An 11793-nucleotide genomic window follows, 5' to 3' on the forward strand; every position below is an offset into this window, starting at 1 on the left:
CGGAGGATGCGGGATACCGGGGCCCGTCCCCGCCCGACGGCGGGGACAGGCCCCTTTCCCGGAGCCCGAACGTCTTGACGCCTGCGGGCGAGTCGGTCAGACTGCATGACCATGTCAGATGTGAGAATTATTAAAAAATATCCCAACCGCCGTCTCTATGACACGGCCATCAGCAGCTATATCACGCTGGAGGACGTCAAGCGGCTGGTTCTCGACCGCGTGGAGTTCCAGGTGGTGGACGCCCGCTCGCAGGAGGATCTGACCCGTACCATCCTGCTCCAGATCATCACCGAGCAGGAAGAGCAGGGCACCCCCATCCTCACCACCGAACTGCTCGAGCAGCTCATCCGCTTCTACGGCGACACGCTTCAGGGAATGATGAGCAGCTACCTGGAGCGCAGCCTGAGCTTCTTCATCGAGCAGCAGAGCAGCATGCGCAATCAGCTGCAGGACCTGGTGACCCAGACCCCGCTGGGCATGATGTCCGAGATGGCCGAACGCAATCTCAACATGTGGAAGACGATGCAGGAGAACTTCCTGGCCGCGAGCGGAATGCAGGGCCCGGCCCACTCCACGCCCAAGAAAGACAGCGACGCGCAGCCCAAGAAGAACGACAAGTAGCCTCCTCCCCGATTCCAACGCTGAACATCTCCTTCCGGACACCCCGGATACCCCACAAGGCACTCCGCAGGGCCCGCCAAGCACGGTCATTCCCACGCCGCCTCGGCACGCACCGAAGCACAGGGCCACGCCCTCGGTTGCGCTGGGACACTTGACAGATCCACGCCCGGGTCGCTATATTGCATCGCAACAATGTTGCAGCGCACCAGATAGAGGGGACCCCCATGGACAACGAAATGTTCTTCCGCATGACCGAAATGACCCAGAACGCCTGGAAACCCTTCATGGAACTGGGCGAGATCACCACCCGCGCCATGGAGCGCGCCGGGCAGCAGCAGATGGCCCTCATCAACGAGGCACTGCAGGACAGCGCCCGCTACACCCAGAATTTCACCAGCGTGAAGGACGTCAAGGAACTGGTCGAACTCCAGTCCCGGCTGATGGCCGAGGTCAGCGAGAAGTTCTTCAACGTCGCCCGGCAGAACGTCGACAACGCCATGCAGACCGGCTCCGAACTGAACAAGTGGTTCGAGACGAGCGTCAACATCCAGGCGGCCGTCAAGCCGGCCGCCCGCGGCACCACGCGCAAGAGCGCCTGAGCCAACCGGTTCCATCCTCCTCGGATTGAGGCCCCCTCCCCGGAGGGGGCTTTTTTTTCATAGACAGGATTGACGGGATTGGGCTGGGGCGGATCTCCTACGGGCTTCGGCGTGGGGCGGGGTGTGCAGATGAATCTGCACCTACCGGAGACGCGCCCTCGCGGCGATGGATCGCAGGCCGGTGGGCACACGGCGCGTGCCCTACCCCGCCCGGCGGCCTGGCGGTGAATGCCACCGCCCGGTCCCGGGCTCAAAAAAAACCCCCGGACGATGCCGGGGGTCCTTTTCGGGCCGTGGCCCGCGGTGAAGCTGTCGGGATCAGATGTAGAGGCAGATATCCGACTCGCCGGCAAACTCGAAGAAGGTGGCGGCACCACCGAACTCGAGCCCGTCGATGAAGTCGCTGGTATTGAAGTCGAAGAGATCCACCGTCATCTGACAGGCGATCATCTTCACTTCCGCCTCCTGGCAGAGCTCGCGGAGCTCCTCGATGCTGGCCACGCCCTTGTCCTTCATCTTCTTCTTCATCATGGCGGTCATGACCGTTTCCATACCGGGCAGCGCGGTGCCCAGAACCGGGAACCACTTGTCCATGCCCATGGGCATCGGCATTCCCGGGTTGCCCAGCGGGGAGACCTTCAGATCGAGGTCCTTGCGCACCAGCTGCAGGCCGTAGAAGGTGAAGAAGATCTGGGTTTCATAGCCCAGTGCGGCGGCCGTCGAGGCCAGAATGAAGGGGGGATAGGCCCAGTCGAGGGTGCCCTTCGTTGCGATAATCGCCAGCTTTTTCTGATCCATTGCGCTTCTCCGCCAGTTGCTTAGGGGTTGAAACTGCTTCCCGGGGCCCTCAGGCCTTCTTGATCAGGAAGACGAACTTTCCACCCTCTTCACCGGACTCAAGCAGCTCGTTGCCGGTCTGCTTGGCGAAAGCCTCGAAGTCTTTCACGGACCCCGGATCAGTCGCCACAATGCGCAGAACCTGACCACTCTCCAGGCCCGCCAGGGTCTTCTTGGCGCGCAGGATGGGCAGAGGGCAGTTCAGTCCGGAAGCGTCCAGCTCTTGATCAAAAGCGGCCATTCTTAAGTTCTCCTTCATCTGGGTGGATGAATCTCAGTTAATGGGATCCCATCCGGCATTCCTGAATTTGGGTAAGTGTTTATATGGCAATCGACTCACGAACGCAACATGAAAAAATTGATTAAACTGCATTAATCAGCCTTATCATCATGTAGTTCCGGTTCGATGACGCCTACCTTGCCACCCCGCCGCGACGCTATCAAGTACCCGGATAACCTCCCTCGACCGGCACTTTTTCCATCCCCGGCTGTCCATCACACAGGTGGCGCCCCGGCGCAAGGGACTGTCGACGCGGAAACGGCCTGGCGGAGAACTGCGCTGCAATTGCGCACCAGGAACTCTACAATGGTCGAACGGACACTCGTCAACCACTCTTGCACCACAACCGACCCGAATCCTGAAACTCCACCGGCCTTCCACCCTATGTTAAAGCGACACATCACACCGCTCCTCTGCGCAAGCCTGCTGGCCTGGCTTCCCGTGGGCGGCATGGCCCAGACGGACTTCCAGCTGCCCGACATGGGAGACCCCTCCGCGGCGGCGCTCAGCCCGGAACAGGACAGGAAGCTGGGCGAAGCCTTCATGCGCGAGATCCGGCGTTCCATGACCCTCCTCGAGGACCCGGAGGCCAAGGACTACCTGCGTTCGCTGGGCAGCCGCCTGAGCGCCTACGGTGACGACTCCGGTCAGCACTACAGCTTCTTCATCGTCGACGAGGACAGCATCAATGCCTTCGCCGGTCCCGGGGGCAACATCGGCATTCACACCGGCCTGTTCGCCGCCACCGAGAACGAAAGCGAACTGGCCGCGGTCGTCGCCCATGAAATGGCCCACGTCAGCCAGAAACATATCGCCCGGCAGATTCAGCGGGCCGAGAACCTGAGCCTGCCGGCCCTGGCCGCCCTCCTCGCCGCCATGGTGGTTGCCGGAAAAAGCGGCAACGCCGATCTCGGCCAGGCCGCCCTGGCCACGGTCACCGCCACCAGCGCCCAGATGCAGATCAATTTCACCCGCAACAACGAGCAGGAGGCGGACAGCGTCGGTATGCAGACGCTTTCGGGGGCCGGTTACGACCCGCACGGCATGGCGACCTTCTTCGAGCGCCTGCAGTTCTCCAGCCGCTACTATGGCAAGCCGCCCGAGTTCCTCAGCACCCACCCCGTCACCCGGGATCGCATCGCCGAGGCCCAGCAGCGCGCCCAGCGCTATGACTACCGGCAGGTTCCCGACAGCCTCACCTACGCCCTGGTCAAGGCCCGGTTGCATGTGCTCAGCGAGCCGGACCCCCGGGCCAGCCTGCGCTACTACCAGCGCCTGATCGAGGGTGGCCAGTACCGGAGCGAAGCGGCGCTGCATTACGGCCTGGCGCTGGCCCAGGGCGTCCTGGGCGACCATGCCGCCGCGCGCCATGAGCTCGATGCCCTCATCGCCCGCGAGGGAGAGCACCCCATGCTGCTCTCGGCCCGTGCCCACAACGAGCTCGAGGCCGGCAACCTGGCGGACGCCACCCGCCTCTACCGTGAAGCCCTCAAGGTCTATCCCGGGAACAGCGCCCTTACCCTCCAGTATGCCGAGGCGCTCATCCGGGCCGGGGATGCGGAGAAAGCCCGCGAGCTGCTTCGCTCCCACAGCCGGGAACATCCGGAGGAACCCGAGGTGTTTCGGCTTCTGGCCCGTGCTCACGCCGAACTCGGCGAGCAGGCCAGGGCCTACCAGGCCCAGGCGGAATACTACTTCCTGTCCGGCGATGTCCTGGGCGCGGTACAGCAGCTCAAGGTGGCCCGGCAGAAGGCCGGGAATGATTTCTACACCGCCTCGTCCGTGGAGGCGCGGCTGGCCGAACTGGAGAAGATCGCGAAGGAAGAGAAGGAAGACCGGCGCGACCGGGAGCCGTGAAGATTTTCGGGTGCTGGACGTGTGCCGGCATCGCCTTGCGGTTCATCCACCGACCATAAGCAGGTGCTGAAGTACCCGCGCCACCCACCCTACCCCGCCTCCGTCACTCCCCCTCCCGGATGGACTGACCCTTGCCAATGCGGCCTGATTCGGTATCCTACGAACACAGTCGGTAAGATAACCGGCACCGCAACCATGCGGTCTCAAAAATAAAATCAAAACGCCTGGCAGCCACCGTGCACGCACGATCCGGACTGATCCAAGGCGAAACAATACGACAAGCCGCTCCCCACCAAAGCGGACTGACCGGAGGAAGAGAGCAATGCGGAATTCCGCGAAATCCATTCTCGCCGCTACCGCGGTGAGCGCACTGCTGCTGGCCGCGGGCGGCCAGGGCACCGCACTCGCCGCCCACACCGAAGAACACGCCACCATCATCGATCAGGGCAAGGAAATCGCCTTCGATCGCCGCAAGGGCAACTGCCTGGCCTGCCACGCCATTCCCGGCGGTGTTTCGCCCGGCAACATCGGCCCGCCGCTCATCGTCATGAACAAACGTTTCCCCAGCAAGGAGAAACTGCGCGAACAGATCTGGGATCCCAGCCAGAACAACCCGGACACCATGATGCCTCCGTTCGGACGGCACATGATCATCTCCGAGGACGAGATCGACAAGATCGTGGAGTTCATCTGGTCGCTCTGACCGGCTGCACCGCCATCGACCTGCGCATGAACAATCCACCGGCACCGCCCTGCGAGGCGTGCCGGAACTGCTGGAGGAAGTATCCATGAAGAAGCTGATGAGTGTTGCGGCCATCGCTGCGGCCGTCGCCCTGATGCCGGTGGCCGCCCAGGCCACACCCGAGGAGGATCTGCAGGCGTTCCGGGACTACTACAAGGAGAAGTTCCCGGATGTGCCGTTCGAGGATTACGTCAACGGCTCCTATGCCCTGGACTCCATCGCCCGCGAGAACTGGCTCTCCATCGAGGAGTTCCCTCCCTACGAGCCGGCCATCGAGGAGGGTGACAACCTGTTCCACACGCCGTTCAAGAACGGCAAGACCTATGCGGACTGCTTCCCCGACTACAAGAAGGGCATCCGCCAGAACTATCCCTACTTCGATGCCAAGACCGGCCAGGTGAAGACCCTCGAGCTCGAGATCAACGAGTGCCGGGTCAAGAACGGCGAGGAGCCGCTGAAGTACAAGAAGGGGCACATCGCCTCCATCTCCTCCTACCTGGCCTACCTCTCGCGGGGCAAGATTTTCGACATCAAGATCCCCAACGACCCCCGCGCCCAGGCGGCCTACGAGGCGGGCAAGAAGTTCTACTTCACCAAGCGCGGCCAGCTGAACCTCTCCTGCGCCGACTGCCATGTCTACAGCGCCGGCAAGAACCTGCGCACCGAGCTGCTGAGCCCGGAGCTGGGCCACCCCACCCACTTTCCGGTCTACCGCTCCAAGTGGGGCGAGATGGGCACCCTGCACCGGCGCTACGGCGGCTGCAACGAGCAGGTCCGCGCCAAGGCCTTCTCGCCCCAGGGCGAGGAGTACCGCAACCTGGAGTACTACATGACCTACATGAGCAACGGGCTGCCGGTCAACGGCCCCGGCGCCCGCAAGTAGGCCTGTAGCCACGACGACAAAGCCCCGGGTGGCGTGAGCCCCCGGGGCTTTTTTCATGTGCCGTGCCCGGTTTTGTTCAACGCGAAGGCGCCAAGAACGCCGAGGTATTCATTCGGGGCTGCAGACAACAGTCCGTGGCTGTCGGTGCGGATTCAGTCCGCATGACCGGACCTGCCCGTATAATTCCGCCCTTAATCATTTCAGCCTTCTTTGCGTCTTTGCGTCTTTGCGTTGAAGCCTTCCTGAGAGCCAGTGTACTGCGTCACTCCTGGAGGTACTTTCTGAGCCCCCCGAAAGCGTCAGGACAAGGCACAGCGCGCAGGCAATGGTTGTTCCCTTGTCCAGCGCTGCAACGCGGTCATGGTGCTTTCGGGGGGCTCCCTGCGGGCGAGCCTCCAGGAGTGACGCAGTACACTAGTCGTGCTTCATCACCGCGCGCAGGAACTCCTGGGTGCGGGGATTGCGGGGCTCGTGGAAGATCCGGGCCGGATCCCCCTCCTCCACGATGCGGCCGTGGTCGAAGAAGCAGACCCGGTCGGCGACCTCCTCGGCGAACCACATCTCGTGGGTCACCAGGAGCATGGTCAGGTCGTGCTCCTGGGCCAGCTGCTCGATGACGTTGAGCACCTCCCCGACGAGCTCCGGGTCGAGCGCGCTGGTGGGTTCGTCGAAGAGCATGATGCGCGGGCGCATGGCCAGCGCGCGGGCGATGGCCACCCGCTGCTTCTGGCCGCCGGAGAGTTGTGCCGGGTGCGCGTCGGCCTTCTCCGCCAGCCCCACCATGTTCAGCAGCTCCAGGGCGCGCTCGTTGGCCTCCTCTCGGTTGAGGCCGAGCACGTGGACCGGCGCCTCGGTGACGTTGCGCAGCACGCTCATGTGCGGGAACAGGTTGAAGTGCTGAAAGACCATGCCCACGTTCTTGCGCATCCGCCGCAGGTGCGCCTCGCTGGCGGGAACCAGCTCCTCGTTGCGCATCTCGTGCCACAGCGGCTCCCCGTCGATGGTCACCACGCCGCCCTGGATCTTCTCCAGGGTCATGAGGATGCGCAGCACGGTGGTCTTCCCGGAGCCGCTCGGGCCGACCAGGGCCACCTTTTCGCCGGGGTTCACGTGGAAGTCGAAGTCCTCGAAGATGACGAGGTCGCCGAACCGCTTGGTGACCTTCCTGAACTCGACGATCGGTTTCATTTCATCGGGATCCCGTGTTTTGGCAGGTGGTGCTCGACCCGGCGCACTCCCGCGGCTGACAGGAGGCTGAGGGCCAGGAACAGCAACCCCACCACCGTGAAGGGCTCAAGGTACTGGAAGCTCTCCGAGCCCAGGATCTTGGCCCGCTGCAGCGCCTCGACCACGGTGATGGCCGAGAGCAGCGGCGAGTCCTTGAACATGGAGATCAGGTAGTTGCCCAGCGCCGGGATGATGGGCGGAATGGCCTGGGGCACGACGACGTCGCGGTAGGTGCGGTAGGCGCTCAGGTTGAGCGCCCGCGCCGCCTCCCACTGGCCGCGGGGCACGCCGTCCAGGCCGGAGCGGTAGACCTCGGCGGTATAGGCGCTGTAGTGCAGTCCGAGCCCCACCACGCCTACCACCAGCGCCGGCAGCGAGACGCCGTAGTCGGGCAGCACGAAGTAGAGGAAATAGAGCTGCACCAGCAGCGGCGTGCTGCGCACGAACTCGACGAAGAAGACCACCGGCCAGCGGACCAGCCGCAGCGGAGCGCGGCGCAGCACGGCGAGGAGCAGACCCACAACCAGCGCCAGCAGGAAGCCCAGCACGGTCGCCTCGACAGTCACCACCAGCGCCTTGAGCAGCGGCGGCAGGATCTCGAGGGCGTAGTCCCAGTCCCAGACGAACTTCATCGGGCCATTCCTCCCCGATCGAGCCCCACGCCCAACCGCCGTTCCAGCAGCCGCACGACACCGGTGATGAACAGCGCGATGACGAAGTAGAGCAGCAGCACCAGGCTGAAGATATCGGCGGTCTGGTAGGTGAGGTTGCGCAGCAGCTGGCCGCTGAAGGTCAGGTCGTGCAGCGTGATGAGGGAGACCAGCGCCGTGCCCTTGAGCAGCTCGATGGCATTGTTGCCGAAGGGCGGAATCATGGCCGGGATGGCCTGGGGCAGGATGATCTGCCACAGCCGCCGCAGCGGCGTGAAGTTCAGCGCTATCGAGGCCTCGTACTGCTCCTTCGGAACGGCCAGGATGGCGCCGCGCACCACTTCCGCGCCATAGGCCCCGATGTTGAGCCCGAGGGTCAGGACGCCCGCGGTGAAGGCGCTCATCTCCACGCCCAGCATCGGCAGGGCATAGTAGATCCAGAACATCTGCACCAGCAGGGAAGTGCCGCGGAACAGCTCCACGTAACCCCGGGCGATCCAGCGCACGAGGCGGTGTTCGGAAACCCGGGCGATCCCGGCGAGGAAGGCCATCAGCAGGGCCAGCACGATGGAGATCAGCGTGATCTCCACCGTGACCCAGGTGCCCTTGAGCAGGTAGGGCAGGATCTCGGCAAGGGTCATCGGATTCGGTTATCCGTCAGTCCGGCAGGTATCGGAACCGGACCGGTGGAGTCGGCCGTGAGGGCGTCCGCAGCGCATTTGCGCGAGCGCGACGCCCTGCTCCGGCCGACTCCGGGCCCGTTCGGCTCAACCGCCGCAGAGTTCGGCGGCGCTCTTTTCCGGCAGGGTGTGGCGCCCGAAACCGAACGGAGTCACGGTCTGCTCCCAGGCGTCGGTGCCCAGGTAGCCGGCGAGATGCTCGTTGAAGGCGTCCCGGAAATCCTCGTCGCCCTTGCGGAAGCCGAACGCGCCGTGACCGGCGATCAGCTTGCCGTCGATCACCAGGTCCTCGAAGGGCTGGGCCGTCTCGACGGTCGGATCGTTGGCCGCCAGGCGGGCCACGGTGAGCGCCGTGCCGCCGTAGGCGTCCACCCGGCCGCTCTTGACCGCGCCCATGCCGGTGGCGTTGTCCGGCAGCATCACCACCTGTTCGTCGGGAATGCCCACATCACGGGCATAGCCCCCCTCCACCGCACCGGCCACGACACCGAGCTTGATGTCGGGATTGGCCTTCACATCCTCGTAGCCATGGAGATTCCTGGGATTGCCGGCAGGCACCAGGAAGCCCTCGCCGATCTTGTAGCTGGGTTCGGAGAAGAGAACCTGCCCGCAACGCTCGGGGGTGATGTACATGCCGGCGGCGATGACATCGAAACGCCCGGCCTTGAGGCCCGGAATGAGGGAACCGAACTCCACCACCACCGCCTCGACCTTGTCGATGCCCATCGCATTGAACACCGCGCGGGCCACCTCGGGCGCCTCGCCGGTCACCTTGCCGTCCAGGTCCATGTAGCCGTAGGGGGCCTCGTTGGCGATGCCGATGCGGACCACGCCCCTTTCCTTCACCTCATCGAGGGTTCCGGCAGCCGCGCTGCCCACCGCCAGCGCGAAGAACAGCGTCATTGCGGTAGCGAATCCGCGGATCAAACGGAATGTTGTTGTTTTCATCGGTTCTCCTCCATGCGTGCCAGTCCGGCCGACAGCGTCGGCCCGCAAGCCATCCCGCCCGGATCACGGGTGGGGTGACACAAAACACCGCCGATGGATGACGCAAGGCATGGTGCCGAATGTGCGGGTATGCACGTCCGGAGCCATCAGAGAACCGAGGAACGGAAAGCGTCTGACACGTTCCGCTGGGAGTTCGTTGTTCGGTTCATCACCTTAGAACGACCTGACCAGACCGGATCGGTTATTGATACGGGCCTGCCCGAGGTTGCGCGCCCAATGGGGCTGCAGTCCATCAAGACGGATGCCTTTTTCGACCCTAAGCAATCCGGCGCCGGGATGCAAGTCTGGTGATGGGTGAATGCGTGATGCGCCGTCGGGCCGGATGCATCCGGCCGGACGGATCGAGTGATGAGTGAATCCTGACAGCCCGTTCGGGCACCGCCACCCCCTGGCCGGGGTTTGGTTCCCGGCCAGGGGGTGGCGTCATCGATGTTTCTCCCTTATCCCTTAATCCAGGCCTGCTCAGGACGGAAGCTCCAGCAGCAGCCGGTTGAGGCGCTGGACGAAACTGGCGGGATCCTCCAGCTGCCCACCATCGGCAAGCTGGGCCTGGTCGAACAGCAGTCGGGCCAGGTCCTCGAAACGCGCCTCGTCGGTCGTCCCTTCCAGGCGCGCCACCAGGGAGTGGGCGGGGTTGAGCTCGAGGATCGGTTTCGCTTTCGGCACCTCCTGGCCGGCGGCGCGCAGCATCCGCTCCAGGTGGGCGCTCATCTCGTCGGCACCGCGAACCAGGCAGGCGGGCGAAGTGGCCAGGCGACCGGAGACCCGGACCTCCCGCACCGACTCGCCGAAGACCTTCTGGACCCGCTCCAGCAGCGCCTTGTGGGCCTCCTGGTCGGCCTTCTTCCCCTCTTCCCCCTGCTCTTCCCCGCCGTCGATCGTCTCCAGCCCCAGCTCACCCTGGGTCACGGAGCGGAATGACTTGCCCTCGAACTCCATGAGGTGGCCCATCAGCCACTCGTCCACCCGGTCGGTGAGCAGCAGCGCCTCCACGCCCTTCTCCCGCAGCCGCTCCAGGTGGGGGCTGTTGCGGGCCGCCGCGAAGCTGTCGGCGATGATGTAGTAGATGTGCTCCTGTCCCTCCTTCATGCGCCCGAGGTAATCGGCCAGGGCGACCGTCTGCTCCGGGGAGTCGGTGTGGGTGGAGGCGAAGCGCAGCAGCCGGGCGATGGCCTCGCGGTTGGCGAAGTCCTCGCCCGGACCCTCCTTGAGCACCTGCCCGAAGGCGGTCCAGAACCGGCTGTAATCCTCGGGCTGCTTCTCCGCCAGATCCTCCAGCAGCCCCAGCACCTTCTTCACCGAGCCGGCGCGGATGCTGTCGATGACCTTGCTGCTCTGCAGGATCTCGCGGGAGACGTTCAGGGGCAGGTCGTTGGAGTCGATGACGCCGCGCACGAAGCGCAGGTAGCGGGGCATCAGCTGTTCGGCGTCATCCATGATGAAGACCCGCTGCACGTAGAGCTTCACCCCGTGGCGGGCGTCGCGGTCCCACAGGTCGAAGGGGGGGCGGGAAGGCAGGTAGAGCAGCGAGGTGTACTCCAGCCGCCCCTCGACCCGGTTGTGGGTCCAGGCCAGCGGGTCCTCGAAATCGTGGGCCACGTGCTTGTAGAAGGTCTTGTACTCCTCCTCGCCGATGTCGGCCTTGGGCAGGGCCCACAGCGCCGTGGCCCGGTTCACCTGCTCGGTCTCCGCAGCGCCCTCCTCCCCCTCCTCCCCGGAGGACTCCTTCGCCATCAGGATGGGCAGGGTGATGTGGTCGGAGTACTTGCCCAGGATGCCGCGCAGCCGCCAGCCGTCCAGCAGCTCGTCCTCGCCCTCGCGCAGGTGCAAGGTGACCGAGGTGCCCCGGGCGGCCCGTTCCACCGTCTCCAGGCTGTACTCCCCGGTACCGTCCGACTCCCAGCGTACCCCGTGCTCGGGGCCGAGGCCGGCGCGGCGGGTCTCGACCGTGACCCGGTCGGCGACGATGAAGGAGGAGTAGAAACCGACGCCGAACTGGCCGATGAGATGGGCGTCCCGGGCCTGGTCGCCGGTCAGGGACTCGAAGAACTGGCGGGTACCCGACTTGGCGATGGTGCCAAGGTTGTCCATCGCCTCCTGGCGCGACATGCCGATGCCGTTGTCGCTGACGGTCACCGTGCGCGCCCCGGGATCGAGGTCGACCCGGATGTTCAGCTCGCGATCACCCTCGTAGAGGGCGTCGTCGGCCAGGGCCTCGAAGCGCAGCTTGTCGCAGGCGTCGGAGGCGTTGGAGACGAGCTCGCGCAGGAAGATCTCCTTGTTGGAGTAGAGGGAGTGGATCATGAGGTTGAGCAGCTGCTTCACCTCGGCCTGGAACCCCAGGGTCTCCTTGTGGGCGTCAACGGTCATCTTCTGTCTGGCTCCTCGATACAGGCTTTTAATCCGAAC

At 64.6% G+C, this 11793-nt stretch carries 12 protein-coding genes; 5 read left to right on the forward strand and 7 right to left on the reverse strand.

Annotated elements, in window-relative coordinates:
* Positions 1–105 precede the first annotated feature (105 nt).
* Positions 106–621 carry a polyhydroxyalkanoate synthesis repressor PhaR gene (gene phaR, locus DFQ59_RS12765; protein WP_245937273.1) on the forward strand — a complete coding sequence of 172 codons (516 nt, stop codon included), beginning with the start codon at positions 106–108 and terminating at the stop codon, positions 619–621.
* 224 nt (positions 622–845) lie between these two features.
* Entirely contained in the window at positions 846–1220 is a 375-nt protein-coding gene (locus DFQ59_RS12770) for a phasin family protein (RefSeq protein ID WP_114280100.1), read from the forward strand.
* A 318-nt stretch (positions 1221–1538) separates the two neighbouring features.
* Here DFQ59_RS12770 and dsrE2 read toward each other — a convergent pair whose 3' ends face one another.
* Positions 1539–2018 carry a sulfur carrier protein DsrE2 gene (gene dsrE2 / locus DFQ59_RS12775; protein WP_114280101.1) on the reverse strand — a complete coding sequence of 160 codons (480 nt, stop codon included), beginning with the start codon at positions 2016–2018 and terminating at the stop codon, positions 1539–1541.
* A 49-nt stretch (positions 2019–2067) separates the two neighbouring features.
* Positions 2068–2298 carry a sulfurtransferase TusA family protein gene (locus DFQ59_RS12780; RefSeq protein WP_114280102.1) on the reverse strand — a complete coding sequence of 77 codons (231 nt, stop codon included), beginning with the start codon at positions 2296–2298 and terminating at the stop codon, positions 2068–2070.
* 489 nt (positions 2299–2787) lie between these two features.
* On the opposite strand from DFQ59_RS12780, the gene DFQ59_RS12785 reads away from it, so the two are divergent.
* The 3 genes from DFQ59_RS12785 to soxA all read left to right on the forward strand — a co-directional run bounded on the left by DFQ59_RS12785 (position 2788) and on the right by soxA (position 5819).
* On the forward strand, positions 2788–4194 hold the full coding sequence (locus tag DFQ59_RS12785; RefSeq protein WP_170142154.1) for a beta-barrel assembly-enhancing protease: 1407 nt from the start codon (positions 2788–2790) through the stop codon (positions 4192–4194).
* 322 nt (positions 4195–4516) lie between these two features.
* Positions 4517–4897 (forward strand): sulfur oxidation c-type cytochrome SoxX, encoded by a 381-nt coding sequence (gene soxX, locus DFQ59_RS12790; protein ID WP_114280104.1) that lies wholly within the window; start codon positions 4517–4519, stop codon positions 4895–4897.
* An 85-nt stretch (positions 4898–4982) separates the two neighbouring features.
* Positions 4983–5819 carry a sulfur oxidation c-type cytochrome SoxA gene (gene soxA / locus DFQ59_RS12795; protein WP_114280200.1) on the forward strand — a complete coding sequence of 279 codons (837 nt, stop codon included), beginning with the start codon at positions 4983–4985 and terminating at the stop codon, positions 5817–5819.
* Positions 5820–6233: 414 nt separating this feature from the next.
* Here soxA and ehuA read toward each other — a convergent pair whose 3' ends face one another.
* The 5 genes from ehuA to htpG all read right to left on the reverse strand — a co-directional run bounded on the left by ehuA (position 6234) and on the right by htpG (position 11754).
* Positions 6234–7007, reverse strand: coding sequence for an ectoine/hydroxyectoine ABC transporter ATP-binding protein EhuA (gene ehuA / locus DFQ59_RS12805; protein ID WP_114280105.1), 774 nt, complete (start codon positions 7005–7007; stop codon positions 6234–6236).
* Positions 7004–7678, reverse strand: a complete 675-nt coding sequence (gene ehuD, locus DFQ59_RS12810) for an ectoine/hydroxyectoine ABC transporter permease subunit EhuD (protein WP_114280106.1) — start codon at positions 7676–7678, stop codon at positions 7004–7006. Before ehuD ends, ehuA begins: the two co-directional genes overlap by 4 nt.
* A complete protein-coding gene (gene ehuC / locus DFQ59_RS12815; protein WP_114280107.1) occupies positions 7675–8337 on the reverse strand; it encodes an ectoine/hydroxyectoine ABC transporter permease subunit EhuC in 663 nt (220 codons plus the stop codon). The genes ehuD and ehuC overlap by 4 nt, the downstream gene beginning before the upstream one ends.
* A 126-nt stretch (positions 8338–8463) precedes the next feature.
* Positions 8464–9279, reverse strand: a complete 816-nt coding sequence (gene ehuB, locus DFQ59_RS12820) for an ectoine/hydroxyectoine ABC transporter substrate-binding protein EhuB (protein WP_114280108.1) — start codon at positions 9277–9279, stop codon at positions 8464–8466.
* Between the two features lie 567 nt (positions 9280–9846).
* Positions 9847–11754, reverse strand: coding sequence for a molecular chaperone HtpG (gene htpG / locus DFQ59_RS12830; protein WP_114280110.1), 1908 nt, complete (start codon positions 11752–11754; stop codon positions 9847–9849).
* Positions 11755–11793 lie beyond the last annotated feature (39 nt).

The sequence above is a fragment of the Thioalbus denitrificans genome (genome assembly GCF_003337735.1).
Lineage (GTDB): Bacteria > Pseudomonadota > Gammaproteobacteria > DSM-26407 > DSM-26407 > Thioalbus > Thioalbus denitrificans.

Coding starts and splice junctions, on each gene's coding strand:
- DFQ59_RS12770 (WP_114280100.1), top strand. CDS start 846: ATGGACAACGAAATGTTCTTCCGCATGACCGAAATGACCCAGAACGCC.
- ehuC (WP_114280107.1), bottom strand. CDS start 8,337: ATGACCCTTGCCGAGATCCTGCCCTACCTGCTCAAGGGCACCTGGGTC.
- ehuD (WP_114280106.1), bottom strand. CDS start 7,678: ATGAAGTTCGTCTGGGACTGGGACTACGCCCTCGAGATCCTGCCGCCG.
- soxX (WP_114280104.1), top strand. CDS start 4,517: ATGCGGAATTCCGCGAAATCCATTCTCGCCGCTACCGCGGTGAGCGCA.
- ehuA (WP_114280105.1), bottom strand. CDS start 7,007: ATGAAACCGATCGTCGAGTTCAGGAAGGTCACCAAGCGGTTCGGCGAC.
- ehuB (WP_114280108.1), bottom strand. CDS start 9,279: ATGACGCTGTTCTTCGCGCTGGCGGTGGGCAGCGCGGCTGCCGGAACC.
- DFQ59_RS12780 (WP_114280102.1), bottom strand. CDS start 2,298: ATGGCCGCTTTTGATCAAGAGCTGGACGCTTCCGGACTGAACTGCCCT.
- dsrE2 (WP_114280101.1), bottom strand. CDS start 2,018: ATGGATCAGAAAAAGCTGGCGATTATCGCAACGAAGGGCACCCTCGAC.
- htpG (WP_114280110.1), bottom strand. CDS start 11,754: ATGACCGTTGACGCCCACAAGGAGACCCTGGGGTTCCAGGCCGAGGTG.
- soxA (WP_114280200.1), top strand. CDS start 4,983: ATGAAGAAGCTGATGAGTGTTGCGGCCATCGCTGCGGCCGTCGCCCTG.
- DFQ59_RS12785 (WP_170142154.1), top strand. CDS start 2,788: ATGGCCCAGACGGACTTCCAGCTGCCCGACATGGGAGACCCCTCCGCG.
- phaR (WP_245937273.1), top strand. CDS start 106: ATGACCATGTCAGATGTGAGAATTATTAAAAAATATCCCAACCGCCGT.